This is a genomic window from Cellulosimicrobium sp. SH8 (assembly GCF_025818875.1).
Classification (GTDB): domain Bacteria; phylum Actinomycetota; class Actinomycetes; order Actinomycetales; family Cellulomonadaceae; genus Cellulosimicrobium; species Cellulosimicrobium cellulans_D.
Map to the genome: position 1 here is coordinate 208,898 of NZ_JAMXMH010000011.1, position 26,999 is coordinate 235,896.

The window sequence follows — 26,999 nt, forward strand, 5'->3', positions numbered from 1 at the left end:
AGGTCGAGCCCTGGTCGCACGATCAGGACGCGCGGAGGGCGTCCTTGAGGCGGACGCGGGCACCGGTGCGCAGGACCGCGTTGGAGTAGATCTTCGCGGCGAGCCACACGAGCACCGGGATGACGGCGAGCGAGAGGCCGAGGGCGAGGAGCGCCTCCCAGGTCTCGGCGCTGCCGAGCGCGATGCGCACGGGCATGAGGAGCGGCGAGCACAGCGGGACGAACGACAGCCACACGACGAGCGGGTTGTCGGGAGCCCACGGCGCGACGGAGATGCCGACGACGTACGGCACGATCATGAGGAACGTGACGGGGGTCGTGACGGCGCCGACGTCCTCCTGGCGCGAGACCAGCGCGCCGAGGCCGGCCATGAGGAGCGCGTAGCTGACGAACCCGACGACGAACCACACGAGCGCCCAGACGGCCGCGGTGCCGAGGTCGATCGTCGACGTGTCGACGAGGCCGAGGCCGAGCGCGGTCCCGACGCCGGCAAGCACGACGAGCGCGACCTGCCCGAGCCCGACGAGGCCGATGCCGAGCACCTTGCCCGCCATGAGCTGCCAGGGCCGGACGGTCGAGAGCAGGAGCTCGACGACGCGGCTCGTCTTCTCCTCGACGACGCCCTGCGCGATGAGCTGGCCGCTGATCATGATCGCCATGAAGAGCAGGATCCCGGTGACGAGGCCGGTCACGTACCGGGTCGGGTCGAACTCGCTGGGCTCGCCGATCGTGCGCACGGTCGGCGCGGCGGTCGCGATGTCGCCCGCGACCTGGGCGGGGTCGCCGCCGAGGCTCGCGACGGCGTCGGACAGCGCGGCCTGCTGGGCGAGGGTGGTGAAGACGGCGGTGAGGCCGGGGGAGAGCTCGGTGTCAACGACGACCGTGGGCGACCCGGCGGTCCCGGTGACGAGCGCGTCGAGGTCGCCGTCCTGCACCTGGGCCTCGCCCGCCGCGTCGTCGGCGACGTCGACGGTCTCGACCTCGGTCCCGAGGGTGGTGCCCGTGGCCTGGATCGACTCCGCGAGCGCCGCGGTCTGCGGCGTGACGCCGACGCGCTCTGCGGTCGGGCCGGACGAGCTCGCGAGGTTCAGCACCACACCGCCGAGCACGACCGCGCCGACGAGGACCACGGTGAGCCAGACGAACGACTTCGAGCGGATCCGCGTCGTGATCTCGCGGCCCGCGACGAGCCGGATCGCGCCCCAGGACGTCAACGAGGTCCCCGTGCTCATGCCCCCACCTCCACGGTCTCGGCGGCCGTCCCGGCCGGCTTCTCCTCGGCGCTCACGACGTCGCGGTACAGCTCGGTGAGCGACGGTCGGACGAGCGAGAACTCGTGCACCGGGCCCGCGGCGAGCGCGGCGCGCAGCACGGCCTGCTCGCGCCCGCTCGTCCCGTCGACGGCGGCACCGTCGCCCGCGGCCCCGTCGCCGTGCGCGAGCTCGACGACGGTGCGCGACCCCTCGAGGCTGACGGCCCGCGCGTCGGGCACGGCGCCGATCCACGTCGCTCCCGGTGGTCCGTCCACGACCCATCGTTCGGTCTCGGTCCGGCGCAGCTCGTCGATCGTGCCGACCTCCACCATGGCGCCGTCCTTGATGATCCCGACGCGGTCGCACAGGCGCTCCACGAGGTCGAGCTGGTGCGAGGAGAAGACGACGGGGACGCCCGCCTCGGCGCGGTCGCGCAGGACGCCGCTCATGACGTCGACGGCGACGGGGTCGAGCCCGCTGAACGGCTCGTCCAGCACGAGCAGCTCGGGGTCGTGCGTGAGCGCGGCCGCGAGCTGGACGCGCTGCTGGTTGCCGAGCGAGAGCTTCTGCACCTCGTCGCCGCGACGCGCGTCGACGCCGAGGGTCGTGGTCCAGCGTTCCATCGCGTCCTTGGCCCCCGCGGCGGACAGCCCGTGCAGCCGGGCGAGGTAGACGAGCTGCTCGCCCACCTTCATGCGCGGGTAGAGCCCGCGCTCCTCGGGCATGTAGCCGATGCGCCGCCGCGCGGCGAGGTCGATCGGCCTGCCGTCCCAGCGCACCTCGCCGCCGTCGGCGGCGAGCACGCCGAGGACGATGCGCATCGTCGTGGTCTTGCCGGCCCCGTTGGAGCCGACGAAGCCGAAGATCTCCCCGGCGCGCACGTCGAACGACGTCCCGCGCAGGGCGCGCACGTCGCCGTAGGTCTTGGTCAGCGAGTCGATCTCGAGTGTCGCCATGCGCCCCAGACAACCACGGGCGCACGCGCGCGGCACGGGACAGATGTCATGTCCTCACCCTCCCGACGGAGGGGGAGGATCCTCCCGAGGTCGGGGGCCGCGGCCGAGGGCTCAGCCCCGGTGCTCGTCGCGCACGGGCGGCAGCGGGGTGCGCGCGGCCCGCACGGTGAGGCGGAGCATCGCGGCGGTCGCATGGTCGACGTCGGCGTCGTCGTCGCGCCGGACGGCGTCGAGCGCGGCCCAGAGGAGCTCGCGGGCGATCGCCGCCTCCCGCTCGTCGAGTCGGCTCGAGATCGACTCGACGGCGCTCATCGCGACGAGCACGCGCATGCCCGCCGACGTGGGCGGCGCGACCCGCACGCGCCGGATCTCGACGGCGTCGCGCAGCGCCAGGCGCTCGACCCGGGAGAGCCGGGGGCCGGCCACCCGCAGGAGGGCCGGCGTGAGGAGCGCGGCGGTGACGCCCAGGAGCGCGGCGACGAGGACGAGCGCGACGGGCGCCAGGTCGTGGCCGACGAGGACCGCGGCGAGCGCGGTCGCCGCGCCCGCGACGAGCCCCAGGCGCACGCCGTCGACCGACGCGTGCCACTCGGCGTGCCGACGCACGCGGTCCAGCTCGCGCGGTGTCAGTCCGGGGACCAGCACGTCGGTGCGCTGGACGATGCGGTCCGGTGCGCCGGCGACGGCGCCCTGGAGGCAGCGCGCCGTCGTCCAGGTCGAGTACCCCCAGACCGTGGGACGGATCTCGTCCCGGCAGTCCTCGTGCGTGCGGTCGGTGGACCGGTCGTGCCCGTGCATGAAGTGCCCCGCTTCGTCGGTCTCGTGCTTCCGCAAGGAGAGACGGGCCCGCCCGGGCGCCATGACGCGGTTTCGGAGAAGTTTCCCCGGGCGACCTGTGGACGGACGCGTCAGGACTTCGTCGTGATGAGGTGCGGCCTCTTCTCCATGTCCGCGAGGCCGTTCCACGCGAGGTTGACGAGGTGCGCCGCGACCTCCGTCTTCTTGGGCGAGCGCACGTCGAGCCAGTACTGCCCGGTGAGCGCGACCATGCCGACGAGCATCTGCGCGTAGATGGGCGCGACCTTCGGGTCGAGCCCGCGCGTGCGGAACTGGTGGGCGAGCAGGTGCTCCACCTGCGTCGCGACGTCGCCGATGAGGCTGGAGAACGTGCCGGTGGCCTGGGCGACGGGGGAGTCGCGCACGAGGATGCGGAACCCGTCCTCGGACGCCTCGATGTAGGACAGGAGGGCGAGCGCGGTGCGTTCGAGGAGGACCTTGGGGTGGCCGCCCTCGTCGAGCGCGCCGGAGAGCGCGGCCGTGAGCGCCTGGACCTCGCGGTCCACGACGACGGCGTAGATGCCCTCCTTGCCCCCGAAGTGCTCGTACACGACGGGCTTGGACACCTCGGCGCGCGCGGCGATCTCCTCGACGCTCGTCCCCTCGAACCCCTTCTCGGCGAACAGGCCGCGGCTCACGGCGAGCAGCTGCTCGCGCCGCTGGCTCGCGGTCATGCGGGATCGGGGGGTGCGTCTGGACTCGGCCACGGGGTCCATCATGCCGTGCACCCGCTCGCGTGCCCCGCACCGGTGTGGCGCAGGCAACTGTCGCGGTGAGCGAGGACCAGGGTGCGGACCGGACGAGACGGGCACGACCGGCGTCGGGCACGCGGGGCGACCTGGCAGACTGTTCCCGGACCCACCCCGCCCGTCGTGGCCCGGGAACGCACCGGGCGCGAGCGTCGCCGGGTCCGATCCGCCTTGGTGTAATCGGCAGCACAAGGGTTTTTGGTGCCCTTGGTCCAGGTTCGAGTCCTGGGGGCGGAGCTCGTGCCACCGATCCCGAGGGGAACACCCATGGAAGCTCAGCAGGGAACCGACTCCACCGTCGCCCCCGCTGCCGTGATCGTCCTCGCCGCCGGCGAGGGCACGCGGATGAAGTCGTCCACCCCCAAGATGCTCCACACGCTCGCGGGCCGCAGCCTGCTCGGGCACGTGCTCGTCGCGGCACGCTCGCTCGACCCGGCGCTGCTCGCCGTCGTCGTGCGGCACGAGCGCGACCGCGTCGCCGAGCACGCCGTCTCGGTCGACCCGGACGCGGTCGTCGTGGACCAGGACGAGATCCCCGGGACCGGGCGCGCGGTGCAGTGCGCGCTCGCCGCGCTCGACGCCAAGGCGCACGCCCAGGCGCTGCTCCACGGCGTGCCCGACGGGCAGGAGGGTCGTGGCGTCGGCGACGGGCTCGAGGGCCCCGTGGTCGTCACCGCGGGCGACACCCCGCTGCTCGACGGCGGCACGCTCGCCCAGCTCCTCGCCGCGCACGTCGCGGACGGCAACGCGGTGACGATGCTGACGACGGAGCTCGAGGACGCGACCGGCTACGGGCGTGTCGTGCGCGACGGCTCGGGCGACGTGCAGCGGATCGTCGAGCACAAGGACGCGTCGGCCGACGAGCGCGCGATCCGCGAGATCAACGCGTCGATCTACGTGTTCGACGCGGCGGTCCTGCGGCGCGGCCTGGGCACGCTCGGCCGTGACAACGCGCAGGGCGAGGTCTACCTGACGGACGTCGTCGCGGCGGCGCGCGCCGAGGGCGGCTCGGTCCGGGCGCTCGTCTCCGCGGACCCGACGATCGTCGAGGGCGTCAACGACCGCGTGCAGCTCGCGACGCTGCGCGCGGAGCTGAACCGCCGGATCCTCGAGGACTGGATGCGCGCGGGCGTGACCGTCGTCGACCCGGCGACGACGTGGGTCGACGTCGACGTCGAGCTCGCGCGCGACGTCACGCTGCTCCCCGGCACGCAGCTCCACGGGGCGACGGTCGTCGCCGAGGGATCCACGATCGGCCCGGACACGACCCTCACGGACACGGAGGTCGGCGCGGGCGCGACGGTGACCCGCACGCACGGCAGTCTCGCGGTCCTGGGCGCGGGGACGTCCGTCGGCCCGTTCGCCTACCTGCGGCCCGGCACCGTGCTGGGCGCGCAGGGCAAGATCGGCACGTTCGTCGAGACGAAGAACGCGGAGATCGGCGAGGGTTCCAAGATCCCGCACCTGTCCTACGTGGGCGACGCGACGATCGGCGAGCACACGAACATCGGCGCCGCGTCGGTCACCGTCAACTACGACGGCGTGCACAAGCACCGCACGGTGATCGGGTCGCACGCGCGCACGGGTGCGGACAACATGTTCGTCGCCCCCGTGAGCGTCGGGGACGGTGCGTACACCGCCGCCGGTTCCGTCATCCGTCGCGACGTGCCGGCGGGCGCGCTCGGCGTGAGCGGCGGCCAGCAGCGCAACATCGAGGGCTGGGTCGAGCGCCGCCGCCCCGGGACCGCGGCGGCCGACGCCGCGGCCGCCGCGCGCGCGAGCGACCCCGACGCGGCGCCCCTCGGCGCGCAGGCCCAGGCCCAGCTCGCGGACCAGAGCGCCGCGGCGACCGCCGAGCGCCCGACCCCGCCGCCGCCCGGCCCCGAGCTCGAGCACACGCTCGAGGCGCTGCGTGGCGGTCGTCCCGCGACCACGGCAGACTGACCGCGACCGGCCAGCCGACCTCAGACCTACCCCCGCACCCGGAAACCCCACCGAAGGAACCCACTGGTATGAGCAGCACGATCGCCGGCAACGGGGAGAAGTCCCTCGTCCTCGCCTCGGGGCGCGCGCACCCCGAGCTGGCCAACGACGTCGCGCGGGAGCTGGGCATCGACCTGCTGCCCACGACCGCGTACGACTTCGCGAACGGCGAGATCTACGTCCGGTTCGGCGAGTCGGTGCGCGGCGCCGACGTCTTCATCCTCCAGAGCCACACCGCGCCGATCAACCAGTGGATCATGGAGCAGCTGCTCATGGTCGACGCCGCGAAGCGCGCCTCGGCCCGCACCATCACGGTCGTCCAGCCGTTCTACGGCTACGCCCGCCAGGACAAGAAGCACCGCGGCCGCGAGCCGATCTCGGCCCGCCTCATGTCCGACCTGTTCACCGCCGCGGGCGCCGACCGCCTCATGAGCGTCGACCTGCACGCCGCGCAGACGCAGGGCTTCTTCGACGGCCCCGTCGACCACCTGTGGGCCATGCCGATCCTCACGGACTACGTGCGCTCGCGCGTCGACACGTCGAACGTCACGGTCGTCTCGCCCGACGCCGGCCGCATCCGCGTCGCCGAGCAGTGGGCGGCGAAGCTCGGCGGCGGCCCGCTCGCGTTCGTGCACAAGACGCGCGACGTCACGCGCCCGAACCAGGCCGTCGCCAACCGCGTCGTCGGCGACGTCGAGGGCCGCGACTGCGTGCTCGTCGACGACCTCATCGACACCGGCGGCACGATCGCCGAGGCCGTGCGCGTCATCCTCGCCGCGGGTGCGCGGTCCGTCATCGTGGCCGCGACGCACGGCGTGCTGTCCGACCCGGCGGCGCAGCGCCTCTCGGAGTGCGGGGCGAGCGAGGTCGTCATCACGGACACCCTGCCCATCGCCGCGGAGAAGCAGTTCCCGCAGCTCACCGTGCTCTCCATCGCGCCGCTCGTCGCGCGCGCCATCCGCGAGGTGTTCGACGACGGGTCGGTCACCTCGCTCTTCGACGGCAACAGCTGACAGGAGGGGCCGTGGGCGGCTCGGGAGTGACGACCACCGGACAGGGGGCGGTGACCGCGGCGCCGGACGTCGCGGTCGTCGAGCTGGGCGCGGAGTCGAGCGCGCCCGGCGTCCAGGAGGCCCTCGACCGGGCGAACACGGGGCTCGCCGCGGCGCGCGACGCGCTCGTCGCGGCGGGCGTCGACCCCGCGGACGTGCGCACGTCCCAGACGTCCACGTGGACCGAGCAGCGCGAGGACGGCCCGCGGACGACGGCGCGGCTCACCCTGCGCGCGACCGTGCGCGACGTCGCGGCGTGCGGCGAGATCGTCCGCGCCGCCCTCGACGCGGCGGGACCCGTCGCGCGCCTCGACTCGACGAGCCTCGCCGTCGGCGACCCCGGCCCGCTCGCCGTCGCGGCGCGCGACGCGGCGTTCGCCGACGCCCGCTCGCGCGCCGAGCAGTACGCCCGGCTCGCGGGTCGCTCGCTCGGACCGGTCGTGGAGGTCCGCGAGGACGCGGGCGGGCCGGGCCCGATGCCGCGCCTGATGGCAGCCAAGGCGGTGAGCGACGCGCTCGTCGTCGAGCCCGGCACGCAGGAGGTCCGTGCGAGCGTGACCGTGCGCTGGGAGCTCGCGGACTGACGACCCGCTCCGCGCGACCGTGCGCGGCGCACGGCTCGCTCGTGACAAAAGGCAGGGGTCCTGGGCCGGGGCGCGCCGTAGCGTGGTGGACATGCTCATCCTCGAGGACTACCTGCTGCTCACGCTCGACGACGTGACCGGGAAGGCCGTCGTCGACGCGTCGTACCGCGAGCAGGTCGCCGCCGGGGCGCTCCTCGTCGAGCTGGCGCTCCTGGGCCGCGCGGACCTCGCGGGCGACGGCGACGGCGGGAGGATCGGGCGCATCGTCGTGCGGGACGCGTCCCCGACCGGCAACGCGCTGCTCGACGAGGCCCTGACCGTCGTGCGGTCGCGCGAGGGGTCGAAGCCGAAGGCGCTCGTCGCGCCCCTCGCGAAGCTCCGGCCCGCGTCGCGCGCGATCGAGTCGCTCGCCGCGCGGGGGGTCCTGCGCCGCGAGGACGGGCGTGTGCTCGGCATCTTCCCGACCACGCGCTGGCCGGCCGCCGACACCCGGCACGAGGACGGCGTGCGCGCCGACCTGTGGCGCGTCCTCGTCGACGGCGGCGCGCCGGACCAGCGGACGGCTGCCCTCGTCGCGATCCTCGCCGCGACCGGGCAGACGGGCCGGGTGCTCGCGGCGGGTGGTGGTCGAGGCACGCCGGCGGTCGTGGACGGCGGGACCGACCTGTCCGGGTCGCGCCGCCGCGCCGTCGACGCGCGCGCGAAGGAGATCGCGCGGCAGAGCTGGGCGAGCGAGGCGGTGCGCGCCTACGTCGAGGAGGTCACCGCGGCGATCCTCGTCGGCGCCACGGTCGCGGCGACGGCAGCGGCCACGAGCTGAGGAGAGCGGCCGGCAGACCGCCTCCGGCGACCCGCCGCGTCAGGGCCGGCCGAGCGCGCGGTACGTCCAGCCCGCGTCGCGCCAGACCGACGGGTCGAGCGCGTTGCGCCCGTCCAGCACGCGCCGGTGCGCGACGTGCTCGCCCAGCGCGCGAGGGTCGAGGTCGCGGTACTCGCGCCACTCCGTGAGCAGGACGACGACGTCGGCCTCCTGAGCCGCCTCCTCGACGGTCGCCGCGAACTTGAGCTCCGGCGCGGTGCGCCGCGCGTTCTCCACCGCGCGGGGGTCCGTGACGACGACGTGCGCGCCCTGCAGGTGCATCTGCATCGCGACGTTGAGCGCGGGGGAGTCCCGCGTGTCGTCGCTGTCGGGCTTGAACGCGGCGCCGAGGACGGCGACGTTGCGACCGACGATCGACCCGCCGCACACCTCGCGCGCGAGGTCCACCATGCGCACGCGTCGGCGCATGTTGATCGAGTCGACCTCCCGCAGGAAGGACAGCGCCTGGTCGACGCCCAGCTCGCCCGCCCGCGCCATGAACGCGCGGATGTCCTTGGGCAGGCACCCGCCGCCGAACCCGAGGCCGGCGTTGAGGAAGCTGCGCCCGATGCGGGCGTCGTGCCCGATCGCGTCCGCGAGGACCGTGACGTCGCCCCCGGTCGCCTCGCACAGCTCGGCCATGGCGTTGATGAAGGAGATCTTCGTCGCGAGGAACGAGTTCGCCGCGACCTTGACGAGCTCGGCCGTCGCGAAGTCGGTGACGACCTTCGGCGTGCCGTCCGCGAGCACGCTCGCGTACACCTCGTCGAGGACGCCCTCCGAGGTGCCGTCGTCCCCCGGCTCGACGCCGTACACGAGGCGGTCCGGGTGGAGCGTGTCCTGGACGGCGTGACCCTCGCGGAGGAACTCCGGGTTCCACACGAGGCGCGCCGCGGGCTGGGCCTCGCGGACGCGCGCCGCGAGGCGCGCGGCGGTCCCCACGGGCACGGTGGACTTGCCGACCACGACGTCCCCGGGGGACAGGTGCGGCAGGAGGGACTCGACCGCGGCGTCCACGTAGCGGAGGTCCGCCGCGTACTCGCCCTGTCGCTGCGGCGTGCCGACGCAGACGAAGTGGACCCGCGCCCCGGCCGCCCGGGACACGTCCGTCGTGAAGGACAGCCGGCCGCCCCCGACCTCCTGCTCGAGGAGGCGGGGCAGGCCGGGCTCGAAGAACGGGGCCTGGCCCGCGGTGAGCGCCGTGACCTTCTCGGCGTCGACGTCCACGCCGACGACGTCGTGCCCGAGGGACGCCATGCTCGCCGCGTGCACGGCGCCGAGGTACCCGCAACCGACCACAGAGATGCGCATCGAGGTCCTCCGGAGGAGACGGTCTGGGTGTCGGCCCACGCTACTCCGCCGGGCGTGCGGGGCGGCCGGGCCGTGGGGGTGAAATGACGGACAGGGGGCACCAACCGGTCGTGCGGGACCCCCGTGGCGGGTGAACTTCCGGCCAGGAGGTCGCACTGCGGGCTCCGCGAGTGGTTCGATTCGCCTGAGGGTGCGTGCAGGGGGCGGCGGTCACGCGGTGTCGCCGCAGTCTCGACGGACGCACGCGAGAAGCAGGACGCACCACATGCCGCACACCACACAGGATCCTCGACCGTCCGGGGTCACGCGTCGGCGATGGTTCGTCGCGACCGCCGGGGCGGTGGCGGGTGCGCTCGCGCTCGTGGGCATCGGGGCGGCGCTCCCGGGGGTCCCCGGCGGTGCCGGCACCTCGCAGCTCACCGACGTCGTCGGCGACGCGGCGGACGAGAGCGTCGCGATCGGCGGTGCCGTCGGCCAGGAGGTCGCGGCGAACTTCGCCCCCGACCAGTCCGGCCCCGAGGGGCCGGACGCGTCCGCGTCGTCGATGTGGTGGCGGTGGACGGCCCCGACGAGCGGTCCCATCACCTTCTCGACGCACGGCAGCGAGCTCGACACCGTGCTCACGGTCTACCCGCGCTCGGCGAAGAGCACCCCCGTCGCGACCAACGACGACGAGGGCGACGTCCGCACCTCGTCGGTGACCTTCGACGCGACCGCGGGCGAGGAGTACCTCGTCGAGGTCACCGCCAAGTCGCCCGACCCGGGGCTGCTGACGCTGTCCTGGCAGCCGCCCGCGCCGGCCGCGACGGCGCTCCCGGAGGAGCCCGCCGCGGCGGCGGTCACCTCCACCGGCATCCCCCTCACGGGGAACACGGGCGAGAAGCCCCAGTCCAAGCTCTGGTCCGCGGGCGGCACGTGGTGGGCCGTGCTCGCGTCGGCCAGCACGTCTCCCGCGGGCACCTGGGTCTGGCGGTACGACGCGGTCGCGAAGACGTGGACGAACGTCACCCGCATCTCCGAGCGCACGGACGTGCGCGCGGACGTCAAGACCGTCGGCGACGTCGCGCACGTGCTGCTCCACGGGCCGACCACGACCCTCGTCTCGATCCAGCGGGACCCGCAGTCGAACACCTACGTCCCGTGGACCGCGCGCACCGGCGCGACGGCCGTCTCCCTGCCGGGGAGCGAGACGGCGACGATCGACATCGACTCCGCCGGCCGCATGTGGGTCGCCTGGGACACCGCGAGCCAGGTCCAGGTGCGCTGGAGCGACGCTCCCTACTCCTCGTTCTCGGCACCGGTCACGGTCGCCTCGGGGATCACGGACGACGACATCGCCGTCGTCACCGCGATGCCGGGCAACAAGATCGGCGTGCTGTGGTCCAACCAGAACACCCAGAGGTTCGGGTTCCGGACCCACGCCGACGGCGCGTCCCCCTCGACGTGGACGGCGGACGAGCTCCCCGCCGCGGGCTCGGCGCTCCCGGTCGGCGGGGGCATGGCCGACGACCACCTCAACGTCGCGGTCTCCGACGACGGCACCTTCTACGCGGCCGTCAAGACCTCCTACAACACCACGGACAACACGGTCATCGGGCTCCTGGTCCGTCACCCCGACGGCACCTGGGACCCGCTGCACGAGGTCGACCGGATCGGCACGCGCGGCATCGTCCTCGTCGACGACGTCACGGACCGCCTGCGCGTCGTGTACACGCGCAGCACCAACCTCGACGACATCCTCGTGAAGGAGACCTCCCGGCTCGCGCCCGACTTCTCCGGCGCGCCCGAGACGGTGCTCGCCGGCACGTGGAACAACGCGACCGCGACGAAGTCGAACGTCCCCGGCGAGGTGCTGGTGATGGCGTCCTCGGCCACGACGGCGCGCGCGGCGCGTCTCGCCTGGACGCCCGCCGGTGCTCCGACGGCGCAGGACTCGACCGTCGCCACGACGGTCGGCGGCACGGTCGCCGGGAGGCTCGGCGCGCGGGCGACGACCGACGACCCGCTCACGTTCCAGGTCGTCACGCCGCCGACCGCGGGCACCCTGACGGCGATGGACCCTGCCACGGGCGCGTTTACCTACCGCGCGGGGGCCGCGAGCGGGCTCGACTCGTTCACGTTCCGTGTCGGCAGCGGCGGGCTGTGGTCGGCCCCCGCCACCGTGGGCGTGCGCGTGTCCTCCGCGGACGGGCTGGTCGGTGCCTGGAACCTCGACGAGGGCCAGGGCCTCCTGACCGCCGACTCCTCCGGGTGGGGCAACGGCGGGACGCTCGTCGGCGGCTCGACGTGGGTCCCCGGGGTCGCCGGGTCCGCCGTGCGCTCGGACGGCGCGACGGGCCTCGTCCGCGTCCCGGACTCGGCCGCCCTCGACGTCAGCACCGGGCTCACCGTCGCCGCGTGGGTACGCCCGGAGCAGGCCGCGACGCAGTACGTCGTGAAGAAGGCCACCAACGACGCGGCAGACGGGTTCGAGCTGGCGCTCGCGAGCAACGGGAAGCCCTTCCTGCGCCTCAACGAGGACAGCTCGGGCGACACGTACCGGGTCAACGCGACGTCCTCCTACCCCACGAACGGCACCTGGGTGCACCTCGTCGGGACGTACGACGGGTCGCGCATGCGGATCTACGTCAACGGCGTCGAGCAGGCCTCGAAGGCCGGGCCGGCGAGCATCGGCACGAACGCGTCACCGCTGGGCATCGGCGCAGAGGGCAACGGCTACCGGCCCGTCAAGGGTGCGGTCGACGGCGTCCGTCTCTACGACCGCGCCCTCACGGCGGGCGAGGTGACGACGCTGTTCCAGGGCGGGACGACGCAGCCCACGCCGGCCCCCGTCGCGCAGGACGGCGCCGTCACGACGACGCTCGGGCAGCCCGTCTCCGGCACCCTCGCGGCCACCGTGCCGCAGGGCGCGACGCCGCAGTTCCAGGTCGTGACACCGCCGACGCGGGGGACGGTCGCGCTGACCAGCACGTCCACCGGTGCGTTCACCTACACGCCGGGTGCCTCCGCGGGTGCCGACTCCTTCACCTTCCGGGTCGGTGCGGGCGGGCAGTGGTCCGCGCCGGCGACGGTCCGGGTGGCGGTGACGTCCCCGGACGGGCTCGTCGGCGCGTGGGACCTCGACGAGGGCCAGGGGCTCGCGACGGCGGACGCCTCGGGCTGGGCGAACGGTGGTTCCCTGGTCGGCGCGGCGACCTGGGTCCCCGGACGGAGCGGGACCGCGGTGCGGTCCGACGGCGTGACCGGCTACGTCCGCGTCCCCGACGCCTCGACGCTCGACCTCACGACGCGGATGACGGTGGCCGCGTGGGTGCGGCCGGAGCAGCTCGCGACCCAGTACGTGGTGAAGAAGGCCGCGCAGGGGACGACGGACGGCTACGAGCTCGGGCTCGCGAGCGGGGGGAAGCCGTTCCTGCGGCTCAACCACGCGTCGTCGGGAGACACCTACCGGGTCGACGCGACCTCCTCGTACCCGACGGACGGGACCTGGGTGCACCTCGTGGGTACGTACGACGGCTCGCGGCTGCGCATCTACGTGAACGGCGTCGAGCAGGCCTCGAAGGCCGGTCCGGCGAGCATCGGGACGAACTCGCTCCCGCTGGGCATCGGGGCCGAGTCCAACGGCACCCGCGCGACCAAGGGCGCCGTCGACTCCGTGCGGCTGTACGACCGCGCCCTCACGGCGGCCGAGGTCTCGGCGCTCTACTCCGGTGCGAGCGCCTCCACGCCCGCTCCGGACCCGACCCCGACCCCGGATCCCACGCCGACGCCGGACCCGACGCCGACGCCGACGCCGACACCCGATCCCACGCCGACGCCGGACCCCACGCCGACGCCCGACCCGACCCCGGATCCCACGCCGACGCCCGACCCGACGCCCGACCCCGGACCGACCGTCCCGGCGGGGGCCGTCGGAACGTGGGCGTTCGACGAGGGGCAGGGAACGACGGCGGCGGACGGCTCCACGAACGGCGCGACGGCGACGCTGCGCTCGGGCGCGACGTGGGCGACGGGCCTGAGCGGCACGGCGCTCGCGCTGGACGGCGTCGACGACTTCGCGCGCGTCGACGACCGGCCCGCCCTCGACCTCGCCGGCCCGATGACGGTCTCCGCCTGGGTGCGTCCCGAGCAGAAGGCGACCCAGTACGTGCTCAAGAAGGCCGCCCAGGGCGTGACGGACGGGTACGAGCTGGGTCTCGCGAACGGCGGGACGGCGTTCCTCCGGTTCAACCACGCGTCGTCCGGGGACACCTACCGCGTCGACACCACGACGCCGTACCCGACGGACGGCACCTGGGTGCACCTCGTGGGCACCTTCGACGGCACGCGGATGAGGATCTACGTGAACGGCGTCGAGCAGGCGTCGAAGGCCGGGCCGGCCTCCGTCGGCACCAACGCGCTCCGTCTGGGCATCGGCGCCGAGCCGGACGGGACGCGTCCGCTGAAGGGCCGCATCGACGGCGTGCGGCTCTACGACCGGGCGCTGAGCGCCGCGGAGGTGGCGCAGCTCTACGCCGCACCCGGGAAGTAGCCGGCCGGGCACTTAGGTCCGCCGCCGCCTCGGCTCCGTCGCGGGTTTCGCGGCGGGGCCGAGCCCGGGTACAGTAGTCAGGTTGCCTCGGCGAGGGACGTCTGACGGCCGGCAGCGCTGGACCGGTGAGCACACCGGCGGCGCGGGACCGCGAGTGTCAGCCAGACCTGTTGGATCTCCGTTATCGACTGGGCGGTCGTCCTCCTGCGCGCCCGTCACACGTCCCGCGCCGACGCAGCCGCCCGTCCGGGTGGCCCTCTCAACCGTCCGGACAGCCGACCGCTCCCCACTGGTGGCCGGCCCGCAACGTTCTTCCAGGAGTGATCCACGTGTCCGAGATCAAGCTCGTCGCCGAGGCCCGCACCGAGTTCGGCAAGGGTGCCGCCCGCCGCGTCCGCCGCGCCGGCAAGATTCCCGCGGTCCTCTACGGCCACGGCAGCGACCCGCTGCACGTGACCCTCCCGGGTCACGAGACGATGATGGCGCTCAAGCACTCGAACGCGCTGTTCTCGATCGAGCTCGACGGCAAGGCCCAGCTCGCCATCACCAAGGACGTCCAGCGCGAGCCGGTCCGCAACGTCATCGAGCACGTCGACCTGCTCATCGTGAGGAAGGGCGAGAAGGTCGCCGTCGACGTCCCCGTCGTCGTGACCGGCGAGTCCGCCCCCGGCACCATCCACCTCGTCGACCTGCAGACCCTCGCGGTCGAGGCCGAGGCGACGCACCTGCCCGAGTCGATCGAGGTCTCCATCGAGGGCCTCGAGGCCGGCTCGCAGATCCTCGCCGGCGACGTGGTGCTCCCGCAGGGCACCACGCTCACCGCCGACGCCGAGCTCCTCGTCGTGTCGGTCACCGAGCCGCAGGCCGAGGCCACCGAGGACGAGGCCGCCGAGGCCGCCGAGGAGGCCCCCGCCGAGGCCGCCGCGGAGTGATCCTCCCCGTCGTCGGCTGACGCCGCGACGACCCGCGTCGGACGCCCGGTACCGTGACGGTGCCGGGCGTCCGTGCGCCCGCACCATCCAGGCACCGACCTGCACCCCACCCGTACGACGAGCGTGCCGCCCGACGCGGGACCCGGACGAAGGACGAGACGACATGACCGACCAGCCGTGGCTCGTCGTCGGGCTCGGCAACCCCGGGCCGACGTACGCGGGCAACCGCCACAACGTGGGCCACATGGTCCTCGACGTCCTCGCGGGGCGCGCCGCCGCCCGGTTCGCGCGGCACCCGCGGGCGCAGGCCGCCGTCGCCGAGGCCCGCATCGGGATGCTGCCCGGCGGGCGGCCCGGGCCGCGCGTCGTCCTGGCCAAGCCCACGACGTACATGAACGTCTCGGGAGGCCCGGTCTCCGGGCTCGCGAAGTACTACGGGATCGACCCGGACCACGTCGTCGTGGTCCACGACGAGGTCGACATCCCGTTCGGCACCGTGAAGCTGAAGATCGGCGGCGGCGAGGGCGGGCACAACGGCCTGCGCGACATCACCAAGGCCCTCGGCACCAAGGACTACGTGCGCGTGCGCGCGGGCGTCGGACGTCCGCCGGGCCGCCAGGACACCGCCGACTTCGTGCTCAAGGACTTCAAGGGCCCCGAGGCCAAGGAGCTCCCGTTCCTGCTCGACGACGCGGCGGACGCGGTCGAGATGCTGCTCACCGACGGCCTGCTCGCCGCCCAGGGGAAGTTCCACACGAAGGCGTAGCGCCGTGCCGGGCGCGCCAGGACGCCCGTTTTCACCCGGGTGAGGTCCCTTCGTCCCCCTCCCCGGGAGGTCTCTCCGACCTAGGCTGGTTGCCTGCGTTCGCGAGGGAGGACCGATGACCCACGGTGTCGCGCTCGCGCACGACTACGCGACCCAGCGTGGCGGCGCGGAGCGGGTCGCGCTGCTGCTCGCGGACGCGTTCCCCGGCTCGCCGATGTACACGACCCTGTACGACCCGGCCGGCACGTTCCCCGAGTTCGGCTCCCTCGACCTGCGCACGTCCGCCCTCGACCGGGCCGCCCTCCTGCGGCGGCACCACCGGGTCGCGCTCCCGTTCCTCGCGCCCGCCGTCGACCGGCAGCGCGTCGAGGCCGACGTCCTGCTCGCGTCCTCCACCGGCTGGGCCCACGGCTACCGCGGGGCGCGCCGCACGGTCGTCTACTGCCACGCGCCCGCCCGGTGGCTCTACCAGCGTGACCGGTACCTCGGGCCCACGGAGGGCTCGGCCGCGCACCGTGCCCGACGCCGTGCCGCGGCGACGGCGCTCGGCCTCCTCTCCCCGGGGCTGCGCCGCTGGGACGGGTCGGCGGCCCGGCGTGCCGACGTCTACCTCGCCAACTCGACGGTGACGCAGCGCGCGATCCGCGACGCGTACGGCATCGAGGCGGAGGTGCTCGCCCCGCCGCCCGCGATGCTGCCGGACGGCGAGGAGCGCGCGCTCCCCGGCGTGGAGCCCGGCTTCCTCCTGTGCGTGGCCCGCCTCCTGCCGTACAAGAACGTCGACGTCGTCGTCGCCGCGGCGCTCGCGACGGGCCGCGAGCTCGTCGTCGTCGGGGACGGCCCCGACCGCGCGCGCCTGGAGGCACAGGCGGCCCGCGCGGGCACCGGCCGCGTCCACCTGCTCGGCCGCGTCGACGACGCGACGCTGCGCTGGGTCTACCGGAACGCGTCGGCGCTCGTCGCCGCGTCGTACGAGGACTACGGGTTGTCGCCCCTGGAGGCGGGCGCGTTCGGGCGGCCGAGCGTGGTGCTGCGCGACGGCGGCTACCTCGACACGGTCGTGGACGGCGTCAACGGCGTCTTCTTCGACGCGCCGCGGGCGGAACTCGTCGCCGAGGCGATCGAGGCCGCGACCGGGCGCACGTGGGATGATGGCGCCGTCACGGCGCACGTCGCGACGTTCGGCCGTGAACGGTTCGTCGAGCGGCTGCGGGGGGTCGTCGCCCAGCAGCAGGACCGCACCGTCGGCGCGGGCCGACCGGGTGGGGGGAGAGCACAGCGATGACCATCAGGGAGTTCCTCCGCACGATCTGGGCGGGCAAGTACTACGTGCTCGCCGCCGTCCTCGTCGTCGTCGCCGCCGCCCTGTTCTACGTCGACCGCCAGGAGACGATGTACCGCGCGACCGCGACGGTCCAGCTCTACGGCGTGCAGAGCGCTCAGGGCGGGGAGTCGCTCGTCGAGGTCACGGTCGCGACCGACGCCGACGACGTCACCTCGCCCGAGGTCGCCGACGCCGCAGCGTCCGCGCTCGGCGAGCCGGAGTCGGCGGACGAGCTGGCCGACCAGGTCTCCGGCGACGTCGACGGCGAGAACAAGACGGTCGCGGTCGAGGCCACGACCCCCGACGAGGCGCGGTCCGTCGAGGTCGCGAACGCCTTCGCCGACGCGTACGTGGCCCAGCTCGTCACGATCCAGGCCGACCAGGTCGCCGAGCTCGAGAGCCGTCGCCAGGCGCTCGCCGACCAGCTCGCGGGCGTCCGGCAGCGACTGGGGGCCGACCCGGAGGACCCGCTGGCGCTCGCCGAGCAGGACATCATCGTCGGGGACTACTCGGCGCTCACGGTGCAGATCAACTCGCTGCGCGGGATCGCCGTCCCGGGCGAGGTCGTCGCGCCGGCGACGGGGGCCGAGCCCCTCGGGCTCTCGCGGCTCACGGTGCTGGCGCTGGCCCTCCTCGTGGGCCTCGTGGCGGGGATCGGGCTCGCGTTCGCTCGTCGGGGGCTCGACGTCCGCGTCCGGAGCGCGGCCGAGTCGACGCGGCTCACCGAGACCCCGGTCCTCGCCGAGCTCTACGGCACGCGGCCGGCGGAGAAGGAGTTCACGCACACGTACGCCCTGCCCGTCGCGAGCAAGGTCGCGACGCCCTTCACGGAGTCGATCCGGGAGCTGCGCACGGCCGTGCAGGTGTCCACGGCCGGCATGAAGCACGCGGTCGTCGTCGTCACGGCGGCCGACCCGTCGGCGCCCCGCTCGTTCATCACGGCGAACCTCGCGGCGTCGTTCGCGCTCAGCGGGCGCCGCACGGTGGCGCTGTCCGGCGACCTGCGGCGTCCGCAGCTCGACCGCATGCTCCCGGCCCCCGACGACTGGGACGGGCAGGACCAGGAGCTGCGCCCGACCGCGGTGCCGAACCTCCGGGTCATGCCGGTGCCCGAGGAGGAGATGGACCCGGCGGACTTCCTCGCCACGGAGCGCGCGCGGGGGCTCGTCCGGAGCCTGCGGGACCACGCGGAGGTCGTCGTCGTGGACGCGCCCCCCGTCCTGGCGGCGGCCGACGCGACGATCCTCGGCGGCTACGCGAACGGCGTCGTGCTCATCGCGTCGGCGGGCCGCACCGACCGTGCGGTGCTCGCCGAGGCGACGGAGCGGCTGCGCGTGAGCAACGTCCCGCTGCTCGGCATCGCGCTGACCGGGGTCACGGGCGACCGCCGCATGCTCTACGCCTCGACGTACGGCGACGACACGGAGCAGGTGACCGGCGAGGGCGGCGCCCGGGCGGCAGCTCCCGCGCTCGGCGCGCCGACGGCGACCGGGCGGCCCGCGACCGGGCGGCCCGACGCTCCCGCCGAGCCGTCCGGGCCGGCGCGTTCCGGTGGGCCGGAGGACGAGCCGACCCCGGACGAGGCCGCGCGCGCGGTCGGTACGCGACGCGCGTCGGTCGCCGCGGCGGCGGTCGCGGTCGACGAGCCGGCGGGGCGCCCCGCGGCGCCCTCCGGGCCTGTCGGCGGTGCGCCCACGGCCGCCGACGGCGCAGCGGCGCCCGGCGCTCCGCAGGGTCCGGGCAAGCGGCACGCGGTCCTCGCCCCGGCGTGGAGCAAGGTCGAGCCGGCCGCGCCGGACGAGACCGGCGACGAGCCCGCGCCCGACGAGCGCAAGCGCCCCTTCCGGTGGTGACCGCCCCGGGCGGTCCGCCGCTCCGGGTCCTCGTCCTCGACCACACGGCGGAGCTCGGTGGCGCCGAGCTGGCGCTCGTGCGTACGTGCGCGGCGCTCGGGCCCGGGGTGGACGTCCGGGCGCTGCTCTTCGCCGACGGTCCCCTGCGCGCGCGCCTCGAGGAGCTCGGGGTGCGGGTCGACGTCGTCCCGCTCGCGCCGGCCGTCGCGACAGCCGACCGCGGGCGTGCCGGGCGCCTGTCGGCGGCGACGCTCACGGGCGCCCTGCAGACCGTCCCCTTCCTCTGGCGGCTCGCGCGGCGCGTACGGGCGCTGCGGCCCGACGTCGTGCACACGACGTCGCTCAAGGCGGACCTCCTGGGGGTCGTGCCCGCGACGCTCGCGCGCCGACCGCTCGTGTGGCACGTCCACGACCGCATCGCCCCCGACTACCTGCCCGGTCCGCTCGTCCGGGTCGTCCGGGGGCTGGCACGCCGGGTCCCGGCGGCGGTGGTCGCGAACTCGCGGGCGACCGCTGCGACGCTGCCCGTGACGACGGCGGTCGCCTACCCGGGCTTCACCCCGGAGCAGGCAGAGGGGACCGAGGCGGCGCTCGCCGGGCGCGCCGACGAGCCCGAGCCCCTGGTCGTGATGGTCGGGCGGATCAGCCCGACGAAGGGGCAGCTCGAGGTGGTGCGCGCGCTGCGCGCGGTCGTGGACGCGGTGCCGACGGCGCGGCTGCGGGTGGTCGGGGAGCCGGCGTTCGGCGCCGAGGGCTACGCGGCGCAGGTCCGGGCCGAGGTGACCCGGCTCGGGCTCGACGACCACGTCGAGCACGTCGGGTTCCTCGCCGATCCGCGCGCGGAGCTCGACCGGGCGGCGGTGTGCGTGCACGCGTCGCCGGTGCCGGAGCCGTTCGGGCAGGTCGTCGTCGAGGCGATGGTCCGCGGCGTCCCGGTCGTCGCGACACGGGCGGGCGGTGTCGAGGAGATCCTCGACGACCCCGAGGAGGGGCCCCCGACGCTCGGGCTCCTCGTGCCGCCCGGTGACGTCGACGCGCTCGCGGCGGCGCTCCTCGACGTGCTGCGCGACCCGGCCGCGGCCCGCGAGCGCGCGCTCCGGGCACGCACGTCGGCGCTCCGCCGGTTCCCCGTGGAGCGCACGGCGCGGGTGCTCACGGACGTCTGGACGTCCGTGTCCGGGCCAGCGCGGCGCGCATGAGCGCGGCCTGACCGCGCCAGGTCGGGACGTCGGGCGGGTCGCTGGAGAGGTCGCCGGCGTGCGGGGGAGCCGCGCCGCCGAGCGCGGCGAGCACCGCCGCCGGGAACTCGTCGCCGGCGGCGACCCGCACCCCGGGCTCGTCCCGGAACCCGGCCACCGGCGTCGACACGACGGGGCGCTCGACGGCCCGGTACTCGTAGAGCTTGATGGGGTCCAGGCTGTCGGTGAACGCGTCGACGACGTGCGGGACGAGCAGGACGTCGGCGTGGCGCAGGTAGGCCGGCACGTCGGTCCAGGGCCGCGGCCCGAGGAGAACCACCCCGGCGCGGGAGAGGTCCGCGTGCTCGGCCGGCGAGAGGTCCACGACCGGACCGACGAGCACCACCCGGGCGTGCCCGTCGAGCGCCCGGGCCGTCGCGAGCAGGAGCGGGACGTCGAACCGGTCGGGGTGCACGGTCCCGACGTAGAGCGCGACCCCGCCGGCGGGGAGGTCGTCCGGCCGGGCGACACCGCGCCGGTAGCGGTCGAGGTCGACGCCGTTCGTCAGGAGCGTCACGTCGCGGGCCGCCCCCTTGCGGGCGACCAGCCCGGTCGAGCACACCGTGACCTCGGCGCACCGGTCCAGCAGCGTCGCCTCGTCCTCGACGAGGCGCGCGTGCTCGGCGGGGGAGCGGTCGGCGGCCAGCCAGTCGTCGGTGACGTCGTAGAGCGCGGGCCAGCCCGTGCGCCGCACGACCGCGGCGCCGGACGGGTCGTTGACCCACAGCACGGGGCGGCGCAGCCCCGCGCGGGCCACGGCACGCTCGACCGACCGCGCGAGCCGGACGTCCACGCGCGGGTCGACCTTGCGGGGGAGCCACTTGGTCGGCTCGTGGAGGAGCACGCGCCCCGGGGCGATCCCGTCCAGGTCGGGCGCGGCGCGCAGCCCGCGACCGGGGCGGGGGACGCCGCGCCGGCTGAGCCGGTGCAGCGGGTCAGCCGCCGGCTCGACGAACAGCACCCGCGCCGTCGGGTCGGCGCGGCACAGCTCCGCGACGAGGTACTGGTTGCGGCGCCACACGTCGTCCCAGCGCTCGAGCGACAGGACGACGACGTCGCCCGCAGCGCCCTCGGCGGCCGTCACGCGAGCACCGCGCGGTAGACGGCGTCCGTCCCGGCGACCTGCGCCGCGGGGGTGAAGCGCTCGCGCTGTGCGGCGCGCCCGGCGGCGGCGCAGTCGTCGCGGCGCGCGGGGTCGGCGGCGAGGACCGCCAGGGAGCGGCCGGCGGCGTCCGGGTCGAGCGGGGGGTAGAGCGTGAGCGGGTCGATCCCGTCGAGGGTCTCGCGGTGCCCGCCCGCCGCGGAGGCGACGACCGGCAGGCCGCTCGCCATCGCCTCGAGGACGCTCAGCCCCAGCCCCTCCACGGGGCAGGGCGCGACGAGCAGGCCCGCGCGCCCCAGGAGGGCGTCGACGTCGTCGCGCGCCCCGAGGAACGACGTGGCGCCGTCGATGCCGAGCGACCGGGAGAGGTCCTCGAGCGCCGCCCGCTGCGCGCCGTCGCCCGCGACCTCGAGCCGCCAGCCGCCGCCCGCGAGCCCCGACGCCGCGAACGCCTCGAGCGCGAGGTCGGTGCGCTTCTCGGCCTCGAGCCGCTGGACGACCAGCACGACGTCGTCGCGCGCGGCGGCGGCGCGCCCGTCGGGACGGTCCGCTACGCCGGGGTGCACCACGACGCTGCCGCCCTCCACGTGGTCCGCGACGTACCGGCTGATGGCGATCTGCGCCCGGACCGGGGAGGCGGCGACGACCGCGACGATCCGGCCGCGGGCCCCGGTGCCGCGCCGTCGGGCGAAGTGGCGCGTGGAGACGACGGGCGGGAACCCGCGCGTCGTGCGGGCCGCGACCGCGGCGGCGACCTCGGCCGCCGTCATGTGCACGTGCACGACGTCCGCCGCGGCGGCGCACTGGCGCAGCGCCCGTACGACGTCGCCGGTCGAGGCCGCCGGGAGGAGGGGCACCGTCGGGTCGTCCACCGTCGCGCGCATGCCGTCGGGCGCCCCACCGACCACGGCCACGTCGTGGCCCGCCGCCGACTGCGCGCGCGCGAGCCGCGCCACGTGCCGCTCGACGCCGGCGAAGCCGTCGGACCGGACGGCGTGGAGGATCCTCACGGGCGGTGCTCCGATCGTGCGGCGGCGAGCGTCGCCGCGAGCTCGAGGTAACGGCGTGCGACGGCGTCCCAGTCGTGCCGCTCGGCGGTCGCGCGGGACCTCGCGGAGACCTCGCGGCGCGCGCCGTCGTCCAGGGCCGCGACGGCCGCGAGACCGGTGCGGACACCCTCGACCGTCCGGTCCACCAGCCACCCGGTGATCCCGTCCTCGATCACGTCGGGCGCGTAGCCGACCGGTGTCCCGACGACCGGGACCCCGCAGGCGAGCGCCTCGAGGACGACGAGCGCGTTCGCCTCGTAGGCGCTCGGCAGGGCGAGGGCGTCGGCCGCGTGGAGCCAGGGGCGCGGGTCCGGCACGCGGCCCGCGAGGTGCACGCGGTCGGTCGTCCCGAGGCGGGCGACCCGCGCCCGGACGTCGGCGAGCATGTCGGGCGTGCCGCCGACGACGCTCACGTGGACGTCGGGCAGGTCAGCGGCCGCGGCGAGCACGAGGTCGAGGCCCTTGCGGTCGAACTCGTGCCCGACGAACACCACGTGGACGGCGCCCTCGGGCACGCCCGCCGCGGCACGCGCGGCGACGCGCTCGGCGGGCGTGGGCGGCGCGAAGCGCGCGACGTCCACTCCGTTGCCGATCACGACCGCGCGGGCGCGCAGCCGCGGGTACGTGCTGCGCAGCGCGTCGCGCTCGGACCGCGTGAGGTTGACGACCACGCGGTGGGAGCGGCCGCGGTACCGGAGCGCGTCGCGGGCGGCGGTGAAGAGGTGCAGCGGGTTGCGGGCCATGCGCCACGCGTACCCGCCGCGCGCGCGCATGGCGACGCGCAGGATGCCGTGGTTGACGTACACGTCGCCGGCGAGGACGTCGTTGTGGCAGATCGAGACCACCGCGTCCCCGGCTCCCCGGCCCGCGCGGCGCTCGCGGGCGACCCGGCGACGGGCGAGGACCGTGCCGACCGTGGAGAACCAGACGACCCGTGCGAGGAGCACGAGCCGGCCCCGGACGCCCGGTCCGGGCTCGGGGAGCCACGTGCCGCGCGCGTCGGCGAGCGTGAAGCGCGCGGTGGGTACCCCGGCGCGCTCGAAGGCTTCCTCCAGGTGGTGCGCGACGCCCCCGACGCCGCTGCCCGGCGCGATCTCCGGGGCGATCTGCAGGATCCGCAGGTCGGTCATCGTTCGGCCATCTCCCGCACGGATCGCAGCTCGTCGAGAGGGAGCTCTCGACCGGTCACGTCGCGGGCGTGCTGCCGCGACTCGGCGTAGGACTCGGCGCCCAGGCACACGCCGACGATGACGAAGGGGACGGTCACCTGCACGGACACCCAGAAGAGGTCGAACTGACCCTGGACGAAGCGCATCATGAGCATCGAGAACGCGAGGGTCCCGAAGCGCGGGTTGATGCGCCAGAGCACGACCATCCCGCCGAGGAACAGGACGAGGAACCCGACGAGCCCGACGATCCCGGCGGACGTCAGGACCTCGAGCTCGACGTTGGGCGGCTGGAAGACGAACTCCGTGACGCCCGCGGTCCACCACCGCAGGCCCATGCCGACCCACGGGCTGCGCTGCCACACCTCGATCGAGTCGGCGTACCAGGTGAGCCGCTGGTTCGCGGAGTTGAACTGGTTCCCGGACTCGAGCTGCTCCTGCACCGCGAGCACGACGAAGTAGATCGCCGGGATCGCGGCGAGCAGGATGAGCTTCGAGCGCTTGCGGTCGGGGTCGCCGCGCAGGGTGATGAGCATGATGCCGATCGCGAGGCCGATGAGGGCCTGGCGCGCCTGCGCGGCGAGCACGCCGAGCGAGCAGAGCCAGAACGCGCCGAGCGAGAACCAGCGCGGCCAGCCGACCCACCAGGGACGCGCGTAGGCGGTGAGGGCGGCGAACGCGAGCACGCACCCGATGAAGTTCTTGTGCATCGCGAGCGGCGAGTCGATGTACACGGGCCCCGTGTTGCCCGCCGCGAGCTGCTGGAGCGCGACGAGGCACGTCTGCGCCGCGATCGCGAGACACGGCAGCAGGAAGAGGGTCAGCCCGAGCCGCGCGCGACCCGAGCGGCCGACGGCCCAGCCCAGGACGAGGGCGCCCGCGACGGAGAGCCAGGCGTGGAACCACTCGACGACGTTCGCGCTGAAGGGGTTGACGAGCACGGTGAAGAGCGTCGCGACCTGGTAGACGAGCGACAGCCAGAGCATCGCCCGCATCGGCCGCGAGAACGGTCGCGGCGAGAAGAAGAGCGCGAACCAGAAGGCGCCGAACAGCGCGAAGTCGCTGAGCGAGAGGTCGACCCCGCCTCCGCCGACGCGCTGGACGATCACGAGCGCGGGCATGGCGAGGATCGGCAGGGCCACCGGCTCGTACGCCGTGAGCCCGACGACGAGCACCACGAGCGCGCCGCCGACGGCGGCCATCTGGAGCTCGGGCACGACGAACCCGAGGACGGCGAGGAGCGCCACGACCACGGCCCCGCCCGCGATCCAGGTGGCGGCAGTCCGGCCGCGTGCGACGAGGGTGCCCGGGACGCGCGGCGCGCGGTAGAGCACGGGCCGGTGGCGCAGGAGCGGCGCGCGCTGCGTCACAGCGCCGACTCCGCGCGCACGGGCCCCACGAGGTAGAGCCGGAGGCGCCGCCGCGCCGACTCGCGCCCGTCCCCGCGTAGCGCGACGGAACGCGCCGCCGCCCCGAGCACGGCGCCGGCGCGCGCGAGCGCCCAGCCGGCGCGGCCGTGGTGCTTGCGCAGGTAGCGCTCCTGCGACGCGTGGAAGTGCGTCTCCCGGCGGGTCGGGTCGCTGCTGGTCGCACCGCCGAGGTGCAGCGCGTGCGCGTCGGGCACGACGGCGTGCCGCCACCCCGACCGCACGGCGCGGTACGCCCAGTCGGTCTCCTCCGCGTAGAGGAAGAAGCGCTCGTCGAAGCCGCCCACGTCGTCCACCGCAGCGGCGTTGAGCAGCAGCACCGAGCCGATGACGAACGAGCGCTCCGCCGGGGTCCGGCGCAGCCCCGCGAGCCCGACGGCCTCGACCCACGTGGCCGCCGGGGACGGGAACGGCCACACCACGCGCGCCCGGACGCCGTCGTCGTCGACCTGCTGCGGACCGACGCTCGCGATCCCCGGGACGGCGTGCAGCGACCGGTGGAGGGTCTGGACGTCCTCGGGCGTCACCACGGCGTCCGGGTTGAGCAGCAGGACGTCGGCGCCGGGCGCCTGGCGGTGGGAGAGCGCGTGGTTGACCCCCGCCGCGAACCCGCCGTTGCGGCCGGGGTCGAGATAGCGCCCGCCCGCGAGCTGCGTGATCTCCCGGATCTCGGGCAGGGACGAGTTGTCGACGACCGTGATCGGGTACTTCCCGGCGAGCGGGGCGAGCGCGTCGCGCACCATCGCGGGGGAGCCGTAGGCGACGACGACGACCTCGGGCGGCACGGTCGCGGACGGGTCGCCCCCGTCGCCCGCCCGCGCGCGTGCCGGGCCCGGCCCGGCACCGACCGCCGTGCGGTAGAGCTCCTCGTAGCGGCGGGCGACCTCGGCCCACGAGCACGACGCCGCGCGCTCGGTGCCCGCGGCCCGCAGGCGGTCGGCCAGACCGTCCTCGTCACGGACGCGCACGAGCGCGGCGCGCAGGGCGGCCGGGTCCTCGGGGGCCACGAGCAGGCCCGCGCCGCCGACGACGTCGGGCAGCGCGCCCGTGCTGCTCGCCACGACCGGGACGCCGCACGCCATGGCCTCGACGGCGACCCGACCGAACTGTTCGACCCAGCCGGGCGTCTCGCGCGACGGGACGGCGAGCGCGTCGAGGGAGCGGTAGAACGCGACGAGGTCGTCGCCCCCGAGCGCGCCGACGAACCGGACCCGGCCGCCGAGCGGTCGCGCCGCCTCCTCGAGCGCCGCGCGGTCCGGGCCGTCGCCCGCGACGACGAGGTCGAGCCGGCCGTCGCCCGCGACCGCCGCGAGGAGCACGTCGACGCCCTTGTGGGGCGCCAGCCGCCCCGCGTACCCCACGCGGAGGCGAGCCGTGTCGAGCCCCTGGCCCGCGCCGTCGGACGGATGGCCGGGAGCGGCGTCGGGCGCGGGCGCGAAGACCGCCGGGTCGACGCCCAGCGGGACCGTCTCGACACGCCCCCGGGCACCCTTGGCGCGCACGATCCTGCCCGCCTCGTCGTTGCAGACCGACACCGCCGCGGCGCCGCGCAGCGCGCGCGCCTCGAACCATCGGAAGGGCCACGGGTAGCGCTTGTCGAGGTTCTGCGCCGAGTAGAGGAGGTACGGCGGGGCGGGGCGACGCGACACGACCGCGCGCAGGCGGCGCAGCAGGAGGACCTCCGCCGTCGCGAGCGCGAACGGCTCCTCGTGCACGTCCAGCACGTCCCAGCCCTGTCCCAGGGCGCGCCACAGGGGGAGCGGGTCGTAGACGAAGAGCGCCGGGTGCGACCCGAGCGTCCGCACGCCCCGCACCGGCTCGCCCGGGCGGGGGACGAGCCGGACGGTCGTGCCGCCCTCGTCCCACGCGCGCGCCGAGAGCAGCCGGACGTCGACCCCCCGCGCGCGCAGCTCACGCTCGCGCTCGCGCCAGGCGTCGACCACGGCGCTGTGCGAGACGCGGAGGACCCTCATGTGGGAGATTGTCCCCCAGCAGGCCACGGATCCCGCGGGAATCCGCCGATTTCAC

Annotated in this window: 20 protein-coding genes and 1 tRNA gene; 11 read left to right on the top strand and 10 right to left on the bottom strand. The window is 75.3% G+C overall.

Features of this window, described 5'->3' with window-relative positions:
• Positions 1-22 precede the first annotated feature (22 nt).
• The 4 genes from NF338_RS16285 to NF338_RS16300 all read right to left on the bottom strand — a co-directional run bounded on the left by NF338_RS16285 (position 23) and on the right by NF338_RS16300 (position 3,719).
• On the bottom strand, positions 23-1,231 hold the full coding sequence (locus tag NF338_RS16285; RefSeq protein ID WP_264031738.1) for an ABC transporter permease: 1,209 nt from the start codon (positions 1,229-1,231) through the stop codon (positions 23-25).
• On the bottom strand, positions 1,228-2,208 hold the full coding sequence (locus NF338_RS16290) for an ABC transporter ATP-binding protein (protein ID WP_204542836.1): 981 nt from the start codon (positions 2,206-2,208) through the stop codon (positions 1,228-1,230). The genes NF338_RS16285 and NF338_RS16290 overlap by 4 nt, the downstream gene beginning before the upstream one ends.
• Before the next feature lie 111 nt (positions 2,209-2,319).
• Complete coding sequence (locus NF338_RS16295) at positions 2,320-3,006, bottom strand: hypothetical protein (protein ID WP_264031739.1); 687 nt, start codon at positions 3,004-3,006, stop codon at positions 2,320-2,322.
• A gap of 110 nt (positions 3,007-3,116) precedes the next feature.
• Positions 3,117-3,719, bottom strand: a complete 603-nt coding sequence (locus NF338_RS16300; RefSeq protein WP_253052881.1) for a TetR/AcrR family transcriptional regulator — start codon at positions 3,717-3,719, stop codon at positions 3,117-3,119.
• A 240-nt stretch (positions 3,720-3,959) separates the two neighbouring features.
• Here NF338_RS16300 and NF338_RS16305 point away from each other — a divergent pair.
• From NF338_RS16305 to NF338_RS16325, 5 genes are all read left to right on the top strand, one after another.
• Positions 3,960-4,031, top strand: a tRNA-Gln gene (locus NF338_RS16305).
• 30 nt (positions 4,032-4,061) lie between these two features.
• On the top strand, positions 4,062-5,738 hold the full coding sequence (glmU, locus tag NF338_RS16310; protein WP_264031740.1) for a bifunctional UDP-N-acetylglucosamine diphosphorylase/glucosamine-1-phosphate N-acetyltransferase GlmU: 1,677 nt from the start codon (positions 4,062-4,064) through the stop codon (positions 5,736-5,738).
• A gap of 68 nt (positions 5,739-5,806) precedes the next feature.
• Positions 5,807-6,790: a ribose-phosphate diphosphokinase gene (locus NF338_RS16315; protein ID WP_053370151.1), complete on the top strand. Its 984-nt coding sequence runs from the start codon at positions 5,807-5,809 to the stop codon at positions 6,788-6,790.
• Positions 6,791-6,816: 26 nt separating this feature from the next.
• Positions 6,817-7,413: an SIMPL domain-containing protein gene (locus NF338_RS16320; RefSeq protein ID WP_264031741.1), complete on the top strand. Its 597-nt coding sequence runs from the start codon at positions 6,817-6,819 to the stop codon at positions 7,411-7,413.
• Between the two features lie 91 nt (positions 7,414-7,504).
• The gene (locus NF338_RS16325; protein WP_264031742.1) at positions 7,505-8,233 is read left to right on the top strand and encodes a GOLPH3/VPS74 family protein; all 729 of its coding nucleotides are present in this window, start codon (positions 7,505-7,507) and stop codon (positions 8,231-8,233) included.
• Between the two features lie 39 nt (positions 8,234-8,272).
• Here the strand turns inward: NF338_RS16325 and NF338_RS16330 are convergent, their stop codons facing one another.
• On the bottom strand, positions 8,273-9,583 hold the full coding sequence (locus NF338_RS16330) for a UDP-glucose dehydrogenase family protein (protein WP_264031743.1): 1,311 nt from the start codon (positions 9,581-9,583) through the stop codon (positions 8,273-8,275).
• A 265-nt stretch (positions 9,584-9,848) separates the two neighbouring features.
• Here NF338_RS16330 and NF338_RS16335 point away from each other — a divergent pair, with 265 nt between their 5' ends.
• The 6 genes from NF338_RS16335 (at position 9,849) to NF338_RS16360 (ending at position 20,188) form a co-directional block, all read left to right on the top strand.
• The gene (locus tag NF338_RS16335) at positions 9,849-14,114 is read left to right on the top strand and encodes a LamG-like jellyroll fold domain-containing protein (protein ID WP_264031744.1); all 4,266 of its coding nucleotides are present in this window, start codon (positions 9,849-9,851) and stop codon (positions 14,112-14,114) included.
• A gap of 329 nt (positions 14,115-14,443) precedes the next feature.
• On the top strand, positions 14,444-15,046 hold the full coding sequence (locus NF338_RS16340) for a 50S ribosomal protein L25/general stress protein Ctc (RefSeq protein WP_264031745.1): 603 nt from the start codon (positions 14,444-14,446) through the stop codon (positions 15,044-15,046).
• Positions 15,047-15,209: 163 nt separating this feature from the next.
• Positions 15,210-15,812 carry an aminoacyl-tRNA hydrolase gene (gene pth, locus NF338_RS16345; protein WP_264031746.1) on the top strand — a complete coding sequence of 201 codons (603 nt, stop codon included), beginning with the start codon at positions 15,210-15,212 and terminating at the stop codon, positions 15,810-15,812.
• A gap of 115 nt (positions 15,813-15,927) precedes the next feature.
• Entirely contained in the window at positions 15,928-17,097 is a 1,170-nt protein-coding gene (locus NF338_RS16350) for a glycosyltransferase (RefSeq protein WP_264031747.1), read from the top strand.
• Positions 17,094-18,989: a polysaccharide biosynthesis tyrosine autokinase gene (locus NF338_RS16355; RefSeq protein WP_264031748.1), complete on the top strand. Its 1,896-nt coding sequence runs from the start codon at positions 17,094-17,096 to the stop codon at positions 18,987-18,989. Before NF338_RS16350 ends, NF338_RS16355 begins: the two co-directional genes overlap by 4 nt.
• Complete coding sequence (locus tag NF338_RS16360; protein WP_264031749.1) at positions 18,986-20,188, top strand: glycosyltransferase; 1,203 nt, start codon at positions 18,986-18,988, stop codon at positions 20,186-20,188. The genes NF338_RS16355 and NF338_RS16360 overlap by 4 nt, the downstream gene beginning before the upstream one ends.
• Here the strand turns inward: NF338_RS16360 and NF338_RS16365 are convergent.
• The 5 genes from NF338_RS16365 to NF338_RS16385 are packed head-to-tail and all read right to left on the bottom strand — an operon-like array spanning position 20,142 to position 26,944.
• Positions 20,142-21,311 carry a glycosyltransferase gene (locus NF338_RS16365; RefSeq protein ID WP_264031750.1) on the bottom strand — a complete coding sequence of 390 codons (1,170 nt, stop codon included), beginning with the start codon at positions 21,309-21,311 and terminating at the stop codon, positions 20,142-20,144. The two genes, NF338_RS16360 and NF338_RS16365, sit on opposite strands and share 47 nt — an antisense overlap.
• Entirely contained in the window at positions 21,308-22,339 is a 1,032-nt protein-coding gene (locus tag NF338_RS16370; RefSeq protein WP_264031751.1) for a glycosyltransferase family 4 protein, read from the bottom strand. The genes NF338_RS16365 and NF338_RS16370 overlap by 4 nt, the downstream gene beginning before the upstream one ends.
• A complete protein-coding gene (locus NF338_RS16375) occupies positions 22,336-23,508 on the bottom strand; it encodes a glycosyltransferase family 4 protein (RefSeq protein ID WP_264031752.1) in 1,173 nt (390 codons plus the stop codon). Before NF338_RS16375 ends, NF338_RS16370 begins: the two co-directional genes overlap by 4 nt.
• The gene (locus tag NF338_RS16380; RefSeq protein ID WP_264031753.1) at positions 23,505-24,914 is read right to left on the bottom strand and encodes an O-antigen ligase family protein; all 1,410 of its coding nucleotides are present in this window, start codon (positions 24,912-24,914) and stop codon (positions 23,505-23,507) included. The genes NF338_RS16375 and NF338_RS16380 overlap by 4 nt, the downstream gene beginning before the upstream one ends.
• Complete coding sequence (locus NF338_RS16385) at positions 24,911-26,944, bottom strand: glycosyltransferase (protein ID WP_264031754.1); 2,034 nt, start codon at positions 26,942-26,944, stop codon at positions 24,911-24,913. The genes NF338_RS16380 and NF338_RS16385 overlap by 4 nt, the downstream gene beginning before the upstream one ends.
• Between the last annotated feature and the right edge of the window lie 55 nt (positions 26,945-26,999).

What these genes read in the sequence shown, in the direction of transcription:
- NF338_RS16315 (WP_053370151.1), top strand. Translation starts at nt 5,807, where the DNA reads ATGAGCAGCACGATCGCCGGCAACGGGGAGAAGTCCCTCGTCCTCGCC.
- NF338_RS16385 (WP_264031754.1), bottom strand. Translation starts at nt 26,944, where the DNA reads ATGAGGGTCCTCCGCGTCTCGCACAGCGCCGTGGTCGACGCCTGGCGC.
- NF338_RS16325 (WP_264031742.1), top strand. Translation starts at nt 7,505, where the DNA reads ATGCTCATCCTCGAGGACTACCTGCTGCTCACGCTCGACGACGTGACC.
- NF338_RS16330 (WP_264031743.1), bottom strand. Translation starts at nt 9,583, where the DNA reads ATGCGCATCTCTGTGGTCGGTTGCGGGTACCTCGGCGCCGTGCACGCG.
- pth (WP_264031746.1), top strand. Translation starts at nt 15,210, where the DNA reads ATGACCGACCAGCCGTGGCTCGTCGTCGGGCTCGGCAACCCCGGGCCG.
- NF338_RS16300 (WP_253052881.1), bottom strand. Translation starts at nt 3,719, where the DNA reads ATGACCGCGAGCCAGCGGCGCGAGCAGCTGCTCGCCGTGAGCCGCGGC.
- NF338_RS16355 (WP_264031748.1), top strand. Translation starts at nt 17,094, where the DNA reads ATGACCATCAGGGAGTTCCTCCGCACGATCTGGGCGGGCAAGTACTAC.
- NF338_RS16375 (WP_264031752.1), bottom strand. Translation starts at nt 23,508, where the DNA reads ATGACCGACCTGCGGATCCTGCAGATCGCCCCGGAGATCGCGCCGGGC.
- glmU (WP_264031740.1), top strand. Translation starts at nt 4,062, where the DNA reads ATGGAAGCTCAGCAGGGAACCGACTCCACCGTCGCCCCCGCTGCCGTG.
- NF338_RS16295 (WP_264031739.1), bottom strand. Translation starts at nt 3,006, where the DNA reads ATGCACGGGCACGACCGGTCCACCGACCGCACGCACGAGGACTGCCGG.
- NF338_RS16285 (WP_264031738.1), bottom strand. Translation starts at nt 1,231, where the DNA reads ATGAGCACGGGGACCTCGTTGACGTCCTGGGGCGCGATCCGGCTCGTC.
- NF338_RS16290 (WP_204542836.1), bottom strand. Translation starts at nt 2,208, where the DNA reads ATGGCGACACTCGAGATCGACTCGCTGACCAAGACCTACGGCGACGTG.
- NF338_RS16335 (WP_264031744.1), top strand. Translation starts at nt 9,849, where the DNA reads ATGCCGCACACCACACAGGATCCTCGACCGTCCGGGGTCACGCGTCGG.
- NF338_RS16350 (WP_264031747.1), top strand. Translation starts at nt 15,928, where the DNA reads ATGACCCACGGTGTCGCGCTCGCGCACGACTACGCGACCCAGCGTGGC.